The sequence below is a fragment of the Sanguibacter sp. Z1732 genome (assembly GCF_051020515.1).
Lineage (GTDB): Bacteria > Actinomycetota > Actinomycetes > Actinomycetales > Beutenbergiaceae > CALKWS01.
Window position 1 is genome coordinate 1,689,399 of record NZ_CP194857.1, and the last position, 15,800, is coordinate 1,705,198.

Annotated in this window: 14 protein-coding genes and 3 pseudogenes; 9 read left to right on the forward strand and 8 right to left on the reverse strand. The window is 69.7% G+C overall.

The features are described from left to right. Positions 1–32: 32 nt before the first annotated feature. Positions 33–119 (reverse strand): annotated as a pseudogene (locus tag ACRRRO_RS08980) (HAD hydrolase family protein); the annotation flags it as partial. Here ACRRRO_RS08980 and ACRRRO_RS08985 point away from each other — a divergent pair. Next, a complete protein-coding gene (locus ACRRRO_RS08985; RefSeq protein WP_424795380.1) occupies positions 112–357 on the forward strand; it encodes a WYL domain-containing protein in 246 nt (81 codons plus the stop codon). The pseudogene ACRRRO_RS08980 and the gene ACRRRO_RS08985 sit on opposite strands and share 8 nt — an antisense overlap. A 52-nt stretch (positions 358–409) precedes the next feature. Here the strand turns inward: ACRRRO_RS08985 and ACRRRO_RS08990 are convergent, their stop codons facing one another. After that, positions 410–802: a PPOX class F420-dependent oxidoreductase gene (locus ACRRRO_RS08990; protein ID WP_424795379.1), complete on the reverse strand. Its 393-nt coding sequence runs from the start codon at positions 800–802 to the stop codon at positions 410–412. Further along, positions 799–1,200 (reverse strand): hypothetical protein, encoded by a 402-nt coding sequence (locus ACRRRO_RS08995; protein ID WP_424795378.1) that lies wholly within the window; start codon positions 1,198–1,200, stop codon positions 799–801. Before ACRRRO_RS08995 ends, ACRRRO_RS08990 begins: the two co-directional genes overlap by 4 nt. 125 nt (positions 1,201–1,325) lie before the next feature. On the opposite strand from ACRRRO_RS08995, the gene ACRRRO_RS09000 reads away from it, so the two are divergent. The 6 genes from ACRRRO_RS09000 (at position 1,326) to ACRRRO_RS09025 (ending at position 7,310) form a co-directional block, all read left to right on the forward strand. Then, a complete protein-coding gene (locus tag ACRRRO_RS09000; RefSeq protein ID WP_424795377.1) occupies positions 1,326–1,748 on the forward strand; it encodes a winged helix-turn-helix transcriptional regulator in 423 nt (140 codons plus the stop codon). Positions 1,749–1,792: 44 nt separating this feature from the next. Further along, positions 1,793–2,497, forward strand: coding sequence for an LLM class flavin-dependent oxidoreductase (locus tag ACRRRO_RS09005; protein ID WP_434081409.1), 705 nt, complete (start codon positions 1,793–1,795; stop codon positions 2,495–2,497). Next, positions 2,488–4,581: an FAD-binding oxidoreductase gene (locus tag ACRRRO_RS09010; RefSeq protein WP_434081410.1), complete on the forward strand. Its 2,094-nt coding sequence runs from the start codon at positions 2,488–2,490 to the stop codon at positions 4,579–4,581. The genes ACRRRO_RS09005 and ACRRRO_RS09010 overlap by 10 nt, the downstream gene beginning before the upstream one ends. Further along, the gene (locus tag ACRRRO_RS09015) at positions 4,574–5,467 is read left to right on the forward strand and encodes an LLM class flavin-dependent oxidoreductase (RefSeq protein ID WP_424795375.1); all 894 of its coding nucleotides are present in this window, start codon (positions 4,574–4,576) and stop codon (positions 5,465–5,467) included. The genes ACRRRO_RS09010 and ACRRRO_RS09015 overlap by 8 nt, the downstream gene beginning before the upstream one ends. Positions 5,468–5,687: 220 nt before the next feature. Beyond that, on the forward strand, positions 5,688–6,047 hold the full coding sequence (locus ACRRRO_RS09020) for a YciI family protein (RefSeq protein ID WP_434081411.1): 360 nt from the start codon (positions 5,688–5,690) through the stop codon (positions 6,045–6,047). A 3-nt stretch (positions 6,048–6,050) separates the two neighbouring features. Further along, a complete protein-coding gene (locus tag ACRRRO_RS09025) occupies positions 6,051–7,310 on the forward strand; it encodes an RNA polymerase sigma factor (RefSeq protein WP_424795373.1) in 1,260 nt (419 codons plus the stop codon). A 22-nt stretch (positions 7,311–7,332) separates the two neighbouring features. On the opposite strand, the gene ACRRRO_RS09030 is transcribed toward ACRRRO_RS09025, so the two are convergent. Continuing rightward, on the reverse strand, positions 7,333–8,742 hold the full coding sequence (locus ACRRRO_RS09030; RefSeq protein WP_434081412.1) for a DUF222 domain-containing protein: 1,410 nt from the start codon (positions 8,740–8,742) through the stop codon (positions 7,333–7,335). Between the two features lie 360 nt (positions 8,743–9,102). Here ACRRRO_RS09030 and ACRRRO_RS09035 point away from each other — a divergent pair, with 360 nt between their 5' ends. Further along, complete coding sequence (locus tag ACRRRO_RS09035) at positions 9,103–9,969, forward strand: LLM class flavin-dependent oxidoreductase (RefSeq protein ID WP_424795371.1); 867 nt, start codon at positions 9,103–9,105, stop codon at positions 9,967–9,969. Between the two features lie 87 nt (positions 9,970–10,056). On the opposite strand, the gene ACRRRO_RS09040 is transcribed toward ACRRRO_RS09035, so the two are convergent. Further along, positions 10,057–11,280: a PQQ-dependent sugar dehydrogenase gene (locus tag ACRRRO_RS09040; RefSeq protein WP_424795370.1), complete on the reverse strand. Its 1,224-nt coding sequence runs from the start codon at positions 11,278–11,280 to the stop codon at positions 10,057–10,059. A gap of 237 nt (positions 11,281–11,517) precedes the next feature. On the opposite strand from ACRRRO_RS09040, the pseudogene ACRRRO_RS09045 reads away from it, so the two are divergent. Further along, a pseudogene (locus ACRRRO_RS09045) lies at positions 11,518–12,562 on the forward strand (winged helix DNA-binding domain-containing protein). Between the two features lie 34 nt (positions 12,563–12,596). Here the strand turns inward: ACRRRO_RS09045 and ACRRRO_RS09050 are convergent. The 3 genes and pseudogenes from ACRRRO_RS09050 to ACRRRO_RS09060 form a co-directional block, all read right to left on the reverse strand. After that, entirely contained in the window at positions 12,597–13,040 is a 444-nt protein-coding gene (locus ACRRRO_RS09050) for an SRPBCC family protein (protein WP_424795783.1), read from the reverse strand. 79 nt (positions 13,041–13,119) lie between these two features. Next, positions 13,120–15,152 (reverse strand): annotated as a pseudogene (locus ACRRRO_RS09055) (M13 family metallopeptidase). Between the two features lie 41 nt (positions 15,153–15,193). Beyond that, the gene (locus ACRRRO_RS09060; protein WP_424795367.1) at positions 15,194–15,688 is read right to left on the reverse strand and encodes a MarR family winged helix-turn-helix transcriptional regulator; all 495 of its coding nucleotides are present in this window, start codon (positions 15,686–15,688) and stop codon (positions 15,194–15,196) included. Between the last annotated feature and the right edge of the window lie 112 nt (positions 15,689–15,800).

The window sequence follows — 15,800 nt, forward strand, 5'->3', positions numbered from 1 at the left end:
ACCACCTCGATCCCGGCGGCCCGGGCAGCGTCCAGGGCGCTGCGGGTGCGGGCAGTGACCTGCTGCTGGGGATCGAGCAGGGTGCCGTCCAGATCGGTGGCGATCAGGCGGATGGTCACCCGGACACCTTATCCGGGCGCCCGGGCTGCAGAGCGAGAGTGGTGGCCCGGGATGGGCACGGTCGATCCGGATGGTCCGGACCGCTGCGTACTCCACGTGGGGGCTCCGTCGGGGCGGGACTTGGCGTGGATGATCACGACCATCGACGTCGACTTCGAGCTTCTCGAGGCCCCCGCCGAACTGGTCACCGCGCTCGCAGGGTTGGCGCAGCGATGTGCCCGGGCGCTGGCGCGGTGAGGGCCGACCCGGTCACGCAACGGGTGCCGCAACGGGCTGAGGGCCCGGTGGGTCAGAACGAGGCGGACCAGGCGACCTCGGGCTCGATCAGGAACACGATCCTGTTACTGCGCTCCGGATAATCCTCCCCGGTGTACTTGCGGGCGATCCGGTCGATGATCGGCCACGCCCGCTCGTCGTCGATCCGCTCCACCACCCGGCCCCGGATGCTGGCCATCTGAAACGGGTTCTCCTGCGGGGTCAGCGACAACGCCACGCGGGGATCGCGCCGGATGTTGCGATCCTTGATCGAGTCGGGGATGGTCAGGACCGCGAGCCGCTCGTCCTCCAGGCCCACCCACAGCGGGACGCTGGTGGGCCGGCCATCGGGCATCACCGTGGCGAAATGAGCGAGGTTCGGCGCCTCCAGGAGTGTGCGAACCTGCTGCGGCAGGGTGTGCTTCACGAACCGGCTCCCGGGGCCAGTTCGGCGAGGACCTCGAGACGACCGCCGTAGCGGAGTTCGGGCCAGTCCCGGAGCAGATCGGCGGCGGCGTCGAGGGAGTCCACCTGCAGCACCGAGATCCCGAACAGATCGCCGTCGTACTCGGCGCCGCCGTGCTCGGGGCCGCCTTCATGGTCGGGGGTGCCTTCGCGGTGAGGGCCGCCTTCATGGACGGGGGTGCCTTCGTGGTCGGGGGTGTCGTCGTCCCCGCCGAAGGTGCGCCCACCGCCGAGCGCGATCGTCTGCTCGTGTTCGGGGCGGGCCCGGAGACGGCCCACCCACACCCACAGCGCGTGCTCGTTGGCCTCGGCCTCCTGCTCGGGGACCTGTCCTGCTCGGTACTGGACGACGACTCGCATGGCACCTCCGATTCGTGGGCTGCATTACTTGTGCATTGCAAGTGGAACTGAAAGTAGTAGCATCACTTGCATTACGCAAGTGAGGCGCCGGCGAGGTGTGACGCGGGTGCTGTGGAGGTGTCGCAATGGCTGAGAAACGATCCGGTTGCCCGATCAATATGACCGTGGAACTGCTCGGGGATCGGTGGAGCCTGTTGGTGATCCGCGACGTGATGTTCGCCGACCGGCACACATTCGCCGAGTTGCACGCCGGGTCCCAGGAGGGCATCGCCACCAACATCCTCAGCGACCGGCTCAAGCGCCTCGTGGCCGCGGGTGTGTTGCGGCGGACGTCGGTGCCCGGCAGCCGGAACAGGGTGCGGTACGACCTGACCGAGCGCGGCGTCGATCTGGTCCCGGTCCTCACCGCGATTGGGGGGTGGGGGGCGCGGCACCTGGACGTCGACGACGCCCTGTGCCAGGTGGTGCAGGACCTGCAAGCCGGCGGACCCGATGCCCAGGAGCGCACGCAGCAGCACCTGCGTGAACGCGACCTGACACCCGCCTGACGCGCGCACACCTGCGCCAAGGAACAACTGCGAGGAGATCGACCATGCCCAACTACGGCCATGCGGTGCAGTTCGGCGTACTTATCGACGCCGAGTCCACCGCGCAGGAAGCGGCTGACCTGGCCGTGCGCGCAGAACAGGCCGGACTAGACCTGGCGGCCTTCGCCGCACGCGAGATGAGTGGCGGCGCGGCGGGCGCGGGTAGCGATGACGTGGCCGCTGCGAGTTGGATGGACGACGACGACGACGCGTCAGCAGTGGCAGCACCCGGCGAGGGAACCGCGGCGAGAATGATGATAGACGACGACGGAGCCTCGGCAGCAGCAGGCCCGGACCCATGGACGCTGGCCACGTGGGCAGCCGCGCGTACCGAGCGCATCGCCTTGGCCGTCACCGGCTTATCGCCCGGGTACCGGCCGCCGTCAGTGCTGGCCCGCGCGGCAGGCAGCCTGAGCCTGCTCTCCGGCGACCGCGCCGCCATGGCGCTCGCAGGTGCTGTGGCGTCTGCCGGAACTTCCGCCGATGCGGCGCGGGTCCAGGTCGTGCCCACCGACGCAGAACCCGCAGGTGTCACGCCCACCGAGGCTGCGACCACGGAGGCGGGCGACACCCCGCTGACCGAGGCGATGGGGGTGCTGCGCGCCATGGCCGACACTAGCACCGATGCCGCCACTTACCCCGGCCGTCACCACAGCGTCACCGGCGCCCAGCCCGGCCCCTCCCTGGACCGGGAGTCCCGGTGTGGTTGACCGGCTCGGATGAGCGCGCGGCAAGACTGGCCGGTGCACTCGCCGATGGCTTGGTGCTGGACCTGGAGGCAGCCGGCGGACCAGCCGCTCTGGCGCGACTGAACGCCATCATCGACGAGGCCGCCGCCAGCCATGACCGGGATCCTCGCGAGATCCGGCGGCTGGTGGTACTGCCCGCCGTGACTGACCAGCCCGCGTTCGTCGACCAGTCCGCGTTCGTCGACCAGTCCGCGTTCGTCGACCAGGCCGCGTTCGTCGACCAGGCCGCGTTCGTCGACCAGGCCGCGTTCGTCGACCAGCCCGCGTTCGTCGACCAGTCCGCGTCCCTCGGCCAGTCCGCGTCTGTCGACCGGTCCGCGCTCGGCGATGAGTCCGTTCCTGCGGACCGCAGTGACCAGGCCGAACCAGTGGTTCCGGTTCGCCGGACCGTCCACCGCACCAGGATGAGCACCGAGGACCTCGTGCGCCTCGTCGTCGACGAAGGCGTGAGCGGGCTGCTGGCTCGGGCGGGCGGTGCGTCGTCCTCCGCTGATCTCGAGCACTTCTCCACCCACACCGCACCGGCGGTTCGCGCAACCGTCGCCGAGGCCCTGCCGGGCCTGGGCTCCCAGCGGATCCGGCGCGCAGGCGTGCGCGCCAAGCGACACCCGGGCATCGACTACGAGGGCGTGCCAGAGTCACTGGTGCACACCGCCGTCGAACCGGGGGACGCCGCCTACGGCCGGCTGAAGTCGAACTACCTGCGCGGCGGCAGTCCGGGCCTGATCCTGCGCCCGGAGACCATCGAGCAGGTGAGCGACGCCGTGGCCTACGCCCGGCGCAACCCGCACCTGGAACTGGGTATCCGCAGCGGCGGGCACGGCATCTCGGGGCGGTCGACGAACATCGGCGGCCTGGTGCTCGACGTGGGACTGATGAACGCGGTCGAGGTGGTCGATGAGGCCAGCAGGCTGGTGCGCCTGGGACCTGGCGCCCGGTGGCGGGATGTGGCCAGCGCGCTGCAACCCTATGGCTGGTCGATCGGTTCGGGTGACTACGGCGGCGTGGGCGTGGGCGGGCTGGTCACCGCCGGCGGCCTGGGTTTCCTCTCCCGCCACCACGGCCTGACGATCGACAACCTACGCGCGGCGGATCTGATCGTGGCCGACGGCACCCGGCTCCGGGCGAGCGAGGAGGAGAACCCCGAGGTGTTCTGGGCCGTGCGCGGCGCCGGGGCCAACCTCGGCATCGTCACCTCGGTGGAGATCACCGCCTCGCCGGTCGATCAGGTCGGCTGGGCCCAGCTGGGCTTTGCCGCGGGTGACGTGGCGCAGTTCCTGCAGGCTTTCGCCGACGCGGCCACCAGCGCCCCACGGCAGACCACCGCGTTCCTCCTCATGGGCCCGCCCCGGGGCGGCAGCGCCACCGCGCAGGTGATGGCGATGGTCGACTCCGACGATCCCGATGTGGTGATCGAACACCTGCAACCCTTCGCCCAGATTCCCACCATGATCCAGCAGCAGGTCGTCATCGCCCCCTATGCCGCGGTGATGAACATGTTCCCCGAGGCGCCCCACCAGGGCCGCGGCGACCCAGTGTCCAGGTCCGGGCTGCTGAACCAGGTCACTCCTGAGTTCACCAAGGCTGCCGCGCGGTTGCTGGACTCCGGCACGATCGGCTGGTTCCAGTTGCGCACCATGGGTGGTGCGATCGGGGACATGCCCGCCGAGGCCACGGCGTTCGTACACCGGGACGCCGTGATGCATCTGACCGTGATGGGTAGCAACGCCCAACGGGTGGATAGGCACTGGGAGGACCTGCGCGAGCACCTGTCGGGGGTGTACCTCAGTTTCGAAACCGACCGGAGTTCGCAGCGACTGGTGGACGCGTTCGGGGAGCAGGGGCTGGCCAGGCTGCGTAGGTTGAAGGCGGAACTGGATCCCCACCAAGTGTTCCGCGACAACTTCGCGATCCCACCCGCTGACGGGACCCCACCTGCTGCTGCGGTCCCACCTGCTGAGGCGGTCCCATCTGCTGATACGACCCCATCCGCTCACGCGATCCCAACCAATCACGCCGACCGACCAGGAGGCACTCATGACTGACTACGGCCACGACCTACTCTTCGGCACCTTCGTGACTCCCACGAACTCACCGCCCCAGCATCCGGTGGAGCAGGCGATCGTGGCCGACCGCGCGGGATTGGACCTGGTGAGTTTCCAGGACCACCCCTACCAGGGCCGATTCCACGACACCTCCACCCTGCTCGCCTACGCGGCGGCCAAGACCGAACGGGTGCACCTGACGGCGAACGTGACGAACCTGCCGCTGCGTCCGCCGGCGGTCCTGGCCCGGGCGATCGCGACCCTGGACCAACTCTCCGGTGGCCGGATCGAACTGGGTCTGGGTGCGGGCGGGTTCTGGGACGCGATCGAGGCCATGGGCGGCCCGCGACGAAGCCCGGGGGAGTCGATCGAGGCCCTGGAGGAGGCCATCGAGATCATCCGTGGCATCTGGAACGCCTCCGAACGCGGGCGTTTCGTGGTCGAGGGCAAGCACTACCAGGTCGATGGCGCCAAGCGTGGCCCGGCCCCCGCCCATGACGTGGGTATTTGGATCGGGGCGTACGGCCCACGAATCCTGCGGATGACCGGCCGGGTGGCCGACGGGTGGATCCCCTCGTGGCAGTACCTGAAGAACGGCGCCGAGGACCTGGTCCGGATGAACATGAACATCGACGACGGCGCTGCGGCAGCCGGGCGCGAACCGGCAGCGGTCCGGAGGTTCTTGAACATCGGGGGCAGGTTCGCCGCCCAGTCGGGAGGTTTCCTGCAGGGTCCGCCGGATCAGTGGGCCAAGGAACTGACCGAGATGACCCTGAGGCACGGCATCACCGGGTACTTCCTGGCTTCCGATGATTCGGCCACCACCGAGGCGTTCGCTCACGAGGTGGCCCCGGCGGTGCGGGAATTGGTGGCTGCCGAGCGCTGAGCCGCCCGCCTCCGCCGGGTCCCACCCGGCCCGCACGCGACCTCGTCTGCGCCGGTTCACGACGCACGTGCTATAGCCCCGGCAACAGGGGCGTCGGAGCGGCCCCGCGGGGCGACCAGATCGGTGACCTCGGCCGCGAATCTTTGCCGGACTGTCGATTTCTGCTGTCCTCGCGCGACATGATGGTGACGGCACCATCGCCGTCACCATCGAAAGGACGATGATGAAGTACCTAGTGATGCTGATCGGCGACGGTGACGTGCCCGCGTGGGACACCTTGAGCCCGGAGGAGCAGGGCGCGTTGATGGGCAGGTTCGGCGAGTTCGACGAGGCGTGCGGCGCTCGCGTGGGCGTGGAAATCCTCGCCGGGGAGGCTCTCTCGGACGGCCAAGCCGACGCCACCGTGATGCGCACCCGAGCCGGCGCCGTCACGCTCACCGAGGGCCCCTATGCCGAGGCCCTGGAGGGCTTGGGCGGGTTCTTCCTGATCGAGGCACCGGACCTGGACGTCCTGGTGGAACTGCTCGGCCACCTCCCGCCGTATGACATCCAGATCTCACCGGTCGTGGACCCGTACTGACCCGTGCCGCAGCGCGTCCTCGACGACCTCTGGCACAGCCATTGGGGCCTGCTGCTGGGCCACCTGATGGCGCGATTCAATCGCGCCGACCTCGTCGAGGACGCGCTCGCAGAGGCCTTCGCGCAGGCCGCTTCCCAGTGGCCCGCAGCCGGCGTGCCGCACAACCCGCCCGGGTGGCTGCGTACCACCGCCCATCGCCGGGTGCTCGATGCGCTGCGGCATGAGCGCACCATCCGGAGCAAAGCCCACCTGATAGCCGACGACGACGTGCAGCCCGGCCCGGAGGATGCGGCCGCTCCGGGAGGGGTAACGTCGTCTGCCACGGTCGCTTCGGCCGTCGATGAGCGCCTGCCGCTGCTGTTCATGGCTACCCACCCGGCCCTGGCCGAGGAGGTCCGCCCGGCGCTCGCGCTTCGGTTCGTGCTCGGTGTGCCCACTGCCGAGATCGCACGGTTGTTCCTGGTGCCGTCAGCCACGATGGCGGCACGGCTGACCCGCGCGAAGAAGCGTCTGGCCGGCAGCGGGATCGCGTTCGCGATCCCCGACCGAAACGTCTGGCCGGATCGGCTCGATGACGTGGCCCGGGCGATCTACCTGGCATTCACCGCCGGATATGCGCCCGGAGGCGGCCACGACGTTGTCCGTGCGCAGCAGGCAGGGGAGGTGGTACGGCTCGCCGATCTGGCTACTGACCTGCTGCCCGGCCGTCCGGTGCTGGAGGCCCTGGTCGCGCTGGTGCGGTTGCAGCACGCCCGCCGCGATGCGCGGGTCAGTCCGGAGGGTGCCCTAGTGCGCCTGGCTGATCAGGACCGGTCCCGGTGGCACGGCGCCGAGATCGCGGCGGGCTTGGACCGGCTCACCGCCCTGTCCCCGACCGATGGCCTGGCGGAGGAGTTGCGCCTGCAGGCCCTGATCGCGGCCTTCCACGCGACGGCCACCCGCGCTGCTGACACCGACTGGGCGGGAATCGTGCGCGCCTACACCCGACTGGAGGCACTCACCGGATCACCGATCGTGCGGCTCAACCGTGCTGTCGCGGTGGGCGAGGCATCGGGGGCGATGGCCGGCCTGGCGATTCTGCGTGCCGCCGCCGACGAACTGCCCGGCCATCATCGTGTGGCGCTCGTGCGCGCCGAGTTGCTGCACCGCGGTGGACAGGCCGAGGCCGCTCGTCAGGCATACCTCGAGGCGATCGAGGCCTGTCCCGACGGCGCCGAGCGAGACCACATCCGGGCCCGGCTAGTCCTGGTGAGCAGAGCATGACGTGCCACTACGCATGGTGCGCCTAGTGGCGCATGGTGAATGCGTACTCGCCGGCGGGAGTTCGGGTGTGGTGGTAGTCGTCGTCGTGTGCCATTCGGTGGTGGCGGTGGCACAGGGGGACGGCATTGTCGAGGTTGGTGGGTCCGTGCTCGGACCAGGGGATGGCGTGGTGGAGTTCGCACCAGGCGTAGGGCCGTTGGCATCCGTGCGCGGCACACGCGGTGTGCTGGGTGGCTAGGGCGGTGCGTTGGCTTTCGGTGAAGAGTCGGTTGCCGCGCCCGAGGTCCAGTGGCTGGGATTGACCGCCCAGCACGAGGGGCACCAGGCCGGAGTTGCAGGCCAGTTGCCGCGCTCGGGCGGCGGAGATCTTCTCTCCGGTGTCCAGTCCGGCCGCAGCGATGCGTCCGCGGAGCACCTGCTCGTCGAGGGTGACGACGATCGTGGCGGCGGTCTTCGGGCTGAGGTGGTCGGTGGGTAGGTGTTCGATCAGTTCTGCCAGGGCCAGGCCGTGGGCGTTGGCCCAGTCGGTGCGCCGGCCCTGGGCCACCCGGCCCGGATCGGGAAGCCCGGACAGATCCTCCACGACGCTGCCGGCCCCGCCGCTGCCCTGGGAACCACTCGCGTCTGCGCCGTTTCTCCCCCCAAAGTGTCCTCCAGCACCGCCAGCACCGCCAGCGCCAGCAGCGCCAGCGCCAGCAGCGCCACCTGCGCCGTTGCTGTCGCTGCGGCTCGTGCGGCGTGGTGCGGTCATCGTGTGGATGATCTTGCGCAGCAGGTGGCCGTGGAAGACAGGCAGGGTGAAGTGGCCGGTGACGGTGCCGTCGTGGTTGTCCCGGATGGTCAACCGGGTGTGAGCGCGGGCCTGTTGCTCTTCATCGGCGATCTGGCCATCTTCGTGGGCGTCGATGCTCTCCCGGTCCTTCTTCAGCGCTTCCAACTGTCGCCGTGCTCGCTGGCGCAACACCGAAGGCGGCATGTGCTTGGCTTTGTCGACCAGGTCTTCTTCGACCCGGGCCCGCTCGGTGGTGGTCAGCCCGTCGGGGAGTTTTTCGCCTGCTCCCACGATGATCTCGGCGTGGTCGGGGGAGATGTCCCCGTCGTCGAGTGCGCGTTGGGTGGGGCCGCGGTCGCTGAGGCGGGTGGCGAGTTTGGTCTGGCGGCTGGTGTCCCGACCGTCGTCGTCGTTGGTGTGCTTGGCCGCCCAGGAGGCGGTATCGGCATGACCGGACTTGCGCGCGGTGTTGGCCTTCTCCGCCGCGTTGAGCACCTTGAGCTTGTAGGCCCGAACCCGCGACTCGATCCGCCTCAGGTCTACCAGCAACTGGCTCTGCCCGGCAGCGCTGAGCCCGCCCGGATCCAGCCGCGACAACCCATCCAGCGCGGCGTGCACCTCCTGGGTCGGGGAGATGCTCGGGAGCGGGTGTACGGCCATGAACCTACACTACCTAGAACGCCCGTTCGAGTCAACGGTTTACTCCGATTCGTGTCACATGGCACTGGTGCCTGATGGTAGGTAACGGTTGGTGCCTGCGGGTCATGGCGGCGGTGGCCGGGGGGGCGGGCGCCTACAGGGCGTGGCAGTGGGGTCTTCTGGGTGAGTGCGTGGGTGAGTACAGGTCCGACGGCCGGGCGTCTGCGGCCCGCGACATGAGCGACTGCAGGGCGTGGCAGTGAGCGCCCGCTACCCGGCGCGCCCGTGGGAGACTCGAACCATGGCCAATTCGACGAATCCCCCGCCCTTCGGCGCCGAGATCGACCAGCGCGCACCGGCGCGCCCGCAGGGGGGTGTGCGATGACTCGGGTCGGCGCGATATTCAACCCGCACCACAATCCACCCGAGGCGCTGCGAGGGGCGGTCGAGGCCGCCGAAGCCGCCGGCGTTCCCGAGCTCTGGCTCTGGGAGGACTGCTTCCGTGAGTCGGCCTACGCCTCGGTCGCCGCCGCCCTGGCGTGGACCGAGCGCCTGCGGATCGGCCTGGGGATCGCACCGATCCCGCTGCGCAACGTGGCGGTGACCGCGATGGAGATCGCGACGATCGAGCGGACCTTTCCCGGCCGGTTCTACCCCGGCCTGGGCCACGGCGTGCTCCCGTGGATGAAACAGGCCGGCGCGCACGCTGCCTCCCCGCTGACGCTCATGCGCGAGTACATCACGGTGCTGCGGTCGTTGCTGGCCGGGGAGGAGGTGACCGTGGCCGGCCGCTACGTCACCCTCGGCAAGGTGCGGCTCGAGTGGCCGTTGGAGGCCGCACCACCCGTCTACGCCGCAGGCGTGGGACCCAAGACGTTGGCACTGACCGGGGAGGTCGCCGACGGTGCGGTCCTCGTCTCCGGACTCTCCGTCGCCGAGGTGGGTGAGCGGGCCCGCCTGATTGCCGACGGGCGCACCGCCGCCGGACGTGACGGCGATGCGGTGGTGGTGGCCTACGTCGACACCGCCTTCGGCGACGGCGCCCGGGAGCGGGTTGCCGCCGCGCTGGGCGAGGCCGGCACCGACGACAACCGGGGCGTGTGGGGCGAGCCCGACGACGTGGCGGCCGCGGTGCGACGCTTCGCCGAAGCCGGTGCCGACGCGGTCATCCTCTCGCCCGTGGACGGTGAGCCCGACCTGCACGCGTTCCTCCGTGCCACCGGGGAGGTCGCCCGCCTCATCGACTGAGCGGGGCCAGTCAACTGAGCGGCGCCAGTCGACTCACCGAGGCCACAGCCGGAGAACCGGCGGTGCGCTCGTGCCTGCTGAGCGGCTCTAGTCCGGGCGCAACTCCATCAGCTCGCCACCGTCGGTGGCGAGCCAGATCGCGCCATCGGGAGCCTCGGCCAGGGCGCGGATCCGATCACCCATCTCCCACTCATCCACCTGCTCGGCGTTCTCGCCGTCCAACTCCACACGCACCAGGTTCTCCCCCGAGAGGCCGCCCAGCAGCGCGCTGTCGGCCCATCCGGTGAACAGGTCGCCGGCATAGATCATCAGGTTCCCGGGCGAGATCGCCGGCACCCAGTAGGCCTTCGGTGCCTCGAAGCCATCGCCCTCGGCGTGATCGGGGATCGCGGTGCCGTCGTAGTGCTCACCCATCGACACCTCCGGCCAGCCATAGTTGGCGCCCTTGACGATCAGGTTCAGTTCATCGCCGCCGGCCGGCCCCATCTCCGAGGACCAGAGGTTGCCCTGAGAGTCCAGGTCGATGCCCAGCGGGTTGCGGTGCCCGGTGGTCCAGAACTGCGCCGCGACGCCGCCGTCATCGGCGAAGGGGTTGCCGGGGGCAGGATCACCCTCCAGCGTCAGGCGCACGATGGTGCCGAGGTTGGTGCCCATGTCCTGAGCGGGTTGCAGCTCCTGCCGGTCCCCGGAGGTGATGTACAGGGAGTCGTCGAGGACCACCATCCGGAGCGCGAAGTGGCCGTTGCCGGACGCCGGGTCCTGTTCCCAGATCACCTCGAGATCCTCCAGGGCGGCGCGGTCAGCGTCGAGGTGTGCCCGTCCGACCACCCCCTGGCTACCGCCGTCGGCGACGCGCACCCAGCTGAGGTAGATGATCTGGTCCCGCTCGAAGTCCGGGCCGACGATGACGTCGTGCATACCGCCTTGCCCCGCGGGGACGACCTCGGGCACGCCGCTGACCGGCCTGACCTCACCGGACTCCTGATCTCGTATCTGCACGGCGCCGGTGCGCTCGGTCACGAGCAGCAGGTCGGTGCCCGGCAGGAACTCCAGCGCCCACGGGTTCTCGAACTGATCGTGCTCCACGGCCTCGAACTCCGCCACCGCTGCGTCGTCGTCGTCGCGGGTATCCTCCGCCCCCGGTGACTCCTCGCCGTCGGCCGACTCCTCGCCGTCGGCCGGCTCCTCGACGTGGGCCGTGTCCTCTTGCTCCTCAGTGGTCTGCGGCTCCGCAGTGGTGGCCGGATCCTCAGGCGTGTCCGGATCGTCCGCAGCGCACCCGGCGAGCAGCAGTGCAACTCCCGTGACCATGAGTGCGCAGCGCATACTTCTCGACGCTAACAGTGCCTGTTCGCACCGCAACAGAAGCCACGAGGCTCGGGCGAGCGCAGTCGTGCGGGTCGCCACCGTTGCTCAGCCCGGGTGTGGGTGGTCGGCGCTACCGTACCCGTATGGACCACGCGCGCCCGGACAAGCACCTGACCGCCCGGGCGCTGAACCGGGCGACCCTGGCCCCCCCAGTTGCTGCTGCGCCGGGCACCCCTGGACGTGGCCGAGGGAGTCCGCGCCATCACCGCGGTCCAGTCCCAATCGGCCCCCTCGCCCTACCTCGCCCTGTGGAACCGGTTGGCTGACTTCGACCCCGCGGATCTCGACACCGCCTTCACCTCGCACCGCATCGTCAAGGCCACGCTGATGCGCATCACGCTGCACGCGGTGCACGCCGAGGACTACCCGTTGCTGCACCGCGCGATGCAACCGACCTTGCGCGGGGCGCGGCTGGGCGATGCGCGGTTCACCGGCGAGGGGCTCACCCCGCAGATGGCCGACGACGTCGCCGGTCACCTGGGCGAGTTGCTCGCCGAGCCGCGCACCGGGGAGCAGGTGGCCGCCGACCTCGCCCACCCGCAACTGTGGTGGGCGCTACGCCATTACGCCCCGATCGTGCACACCCCTACCGGAGGGCCGTGGTCGTTCGGCGCCAGGCCGGCCTACGTGGCCAGCCCGCAGCCCGCATCCGTCGTCGTCGGCCGATCCGGATGAGGCCGCCCAGCATCTGGTGCGCCGCTACCTGCAGTCCTTCGGTCCGGCGCGGGTGCATGACGTAGCGCAGTACGCGCTGATCCAGGTGACACGGGCGCGGCGGGTGGTCGAGACGATGACGGATGAACTCATCGGGCGCCAGGGCCCGGACGGGGTGGAGTTGCTGGACGTGGAGGGCGCGCCACTGCCCGAGGAGGACACGCCCGCCCCGCCACGACTGCTGCCGATGTGGGACTCGGTGCTACTGGCCTACTCCGACCGCTCACGCATCATCCCGCCCGAGTACCGCGGGCATGTGATCCGCCGCAACGGCGACACGCTGCCGGCTGTGCTGGTGGACGGACAGGTGGCGGGGGTCTGGCGCGCGGTGGACGGCGCCGTGGAGGTCACGACGTTCCACCCCCTGTCCGAGGCCGACTGGGCCGGCATCGAACAGGAGGCGGTTGCGCTCGCGGACTTCGTCGCCGACCGCGATCCGGTGGTCTACGGCCGCTACCGGAACTGGTGGGCGAAACTGCCCGCGGAGCAGGTGCGGGTCTTCGGCGAGTGAATCCCCGGGCGGGGTGCTCGCTCGCCGCGCCCGGTCAGTCCACGTCGCCGCGCCAGCTACCGGTGGCGGTGCCGCGCTTCTCGATGAACTCCTTGAACCGCTTCGCGTCGGCCTTGACCTGACGGTCGTCGGCCCCGACAGCAGCGCCAGCCTTCTCCTTGGCGTCCTGCGGCTTCCACTCGAGCTGGATCATCACCCGGGTGGTGGTCTCGCTCAACTTGTGGAACGTGACGACACCGGCGTGGTAGGGCTCGCTGTCCACCGTGCGCCAGGCGATCCGCTCGTCCGGGTGCTGCTCGGTGATCTCGGTGTCGAACTCCCGCGTGGTCCCACCAACGGTGACGACCCAGTGGTTCTTGGTGTCGGTGACCTGGGTGATCGAGTCGACCCCATCCATGAAGTGGGGGAAGTCCTCGAACTGGGTCCACTGGTTGTACGCGACAGAAACCGGTACGTCGACCTCGATGGACTCTTCGATCTCGTCCTCCTAGTTGTGTGCGGTGCTTCCTTTCATAACAACGCGGGAGAGGCCCCGCCACTTGGCGGACCGCTGGTGGTCACCAGATCCGCACCCGCTCCTCGGGTGGCAGGTAGAGCGCGTCCCCGGGTTGGACGTCGAAGGCCCGGGCGAAGGTGTCCAGGTTGCGTACCACGCCGTTGCAGCGGAACTCGTTGGGGGAGTGCGGGTCGATCGACAGCAGCCGGATGACCTCGGCATCGCGGGCCTTCTGCTGCCAGATCCGGCCCCAGGAGTAGAACACGCGCTGCAGACCGGTCAGCCCGTCGATCACCGGTGCATCGTCGAGACCGGAGCGGCCCGCCTTGCGCAGCGCGATCTCGTAGGCCTTGATCGCGATCGACAATCCGCCCAGGTCACCGATGTTCTCCCCGACCGTCAGAGCCCCGTTCACGTGGTGGGTGCCGTCCAGCTGCGCCGGGGAGAACTCGTCGTACTGGGAGATGAGTGCCCGGGTGCGCTTGTCGAACTCGGTGCGGTCCTGCTCCGTCCACCAGTTCCGCAGCCGGCCGGTGCCGTCGTACTTGCTGCCCTGGTCGTCGAAACCGTGCCCGATCTCATGGCCGATCACCGCGCCGATGCCGCCGTAGTTCCAGGCGATATCGGCCTCGGGATCGAAGAACGGTGGCTGCAGGATCGCGGCCGGGAAGACGATCTCGTTCCTGGTCGGGTGGTAGTAGGCGTTGACCATCTGCGGCGGCATGAACCACTCGTCGCGGTCGACCGGCTTGCCGAGCTTCGCCGTGTTGCGATCGGTTTCGAAGCGCTGCGCGCGCCGCACGTTGCCGAGCAGGTCGGTCGGGTCGATCTCCAGCCGGGCGTAGTCGCGCCAGGAGTCCGGGTAGCCGATCTTCGGGGTGAAGCCGTCCAACTTCTCCAGGGCCCGCGCCTTGGTCTCCTCGCTCATCCAGTCCAACTCGGCGATGGACTGTCGGTAGGCCTCGATCAGGTTCGCCACGAGCTCCTGCATCGCAGCCTTGTGCGCGGGCGGGAAGTGACGCTCGACGTACACCTTGCCCACGGCCTCACCCATCGCGCCCTCGACCAGCGCCACGCCCCGCTTCCAGCGTTCGCGGAGCTCCTCGGCGCCGGTGAGGGTACGACCGTAGAAGTCGAAGTTCTCCTCCACGAAGGCGGCAGGCAGGTAGGGAGCCCGGCTGGAGACGACGTGCCACAGCAGCCACAGCCGCAGGGAACTGACGTCGGTCTCCTCCCACACCGTGCCCAGGTGGGTGAGGTAGGACGGCATCCCGACGATGGTCTCGGCAAGGGCATCCTCGGGAAAGCCCAGGGCGGTTCGCCACGTCTCCCACGGGAAGCCGGGGGCGGACTCGACGATCTGGTTCCAGGTGCGCGGGTTGTTCAGCAGGTGAGCCTCCCGCGTCTTGACCCGGTCCCAGTGCCCGGCGGCCAGCCGGGTCTCCACGTCCATCACGCGCTGCGCGGCACCGGCGGCCTCCTCGGCGGTGACCAGCCCGGACAACTCCAGCATGGTGGCCACGTGGGCCACGTAGGCGCTGCGCACCGGTGCGTGGGTCTCCTCGCGGTAGTAGGACTCATCGGGCAGTCCCAGGCCGGCCTGCGACAGCATGACGATGTAGCGGTCGGGGTTGTTGAGGTCGGTGTCGATGCCCAGCCGGATCGCCCCGGTGATGCCGGTGGCCTTGAGTGCACCCATCGCTCGCGCCAGTGCCTCGGAATCGGTGGCGGCGGTGAACAGTTCCAGGTCTGCCCGCAGCGGGGCGGTTCCGAGCGCCTCGATCCGTTCGGTGCTCATGAACGAGGAGTACAGCCCGCCGAACTGGGCGGCCTCACCGGAGGCGGTGTCCTCGTCGGTGTCCTCGCCGGCCTGCGTGTCGGCCGCCGCGGTGATGATCTCCCGCACGCGCGCCTCGGACAGGTCGCGCAGCACATGAAGGCGCCGTCGCGGGCGCGGTCGGCGGGGATCTCGTGCTCGCGGACATAGGTGCCGTTGATGAAGCCGTACAGGTCGTCCTGCGGTCGCACCGAGGTATCCATCGCGCGCTCGAACGGCGTGGTGGTGGCGGTGGTGTCGAACTGGTTTGTCGTCATGCCTGGACGATACGTGGATTTGAGGGTTCGGTGACGCCGGATCAGACCCGGTCACGCTGCTCGGGCAGGGGCAGATCGGTCAGCATCTTCATCAGCAGTTCACGCAGTTGCGCGATCTCGGCCGGGTCCAGGCTCTTCCCGATCAGGCTCTCCACCGCCTGAGTGTCCTGCAGTGCTTCCAGCGCCTCCCGGCCCTTCTGGGTCAAGGTCGCCAAGCGCCGGCGCCGATCCATCCGGTGTGGTTCCCGGGTGAGATAGCCGTGGCGCTCCAACCCCGGCAGCACGCGGCCCAGCGTTTGTTCGGTGACGTGCATCTGGGCGGCGATCTCACGCTGGGACAGCGCTCCGCGCACCAGCACGGCCAGCACCGGGACCGAGGCGTGCGTGAGGTGCCAGTGCGCGAGGTACTCATCCCACCGGCGCTCGACCCTGCGGGCCGCAGCGGACAGCAACCGCCCGGTGGGCCACGACTCGGGGGAGGAGTAGGCCGCGGTGTGCTCCGAGGCGCCTGTCGGTACCGACTCCTGACCGCTCACGTTCCGATCACCTCTGTGCCGCTCACTCGCCTCACGTCTCGATCCTGGCTGGTCCCGGCCCGCCGGCGTCCTGGCGGGCTGGTGATGTGGGCGACGTCACGAAAGGACTTGT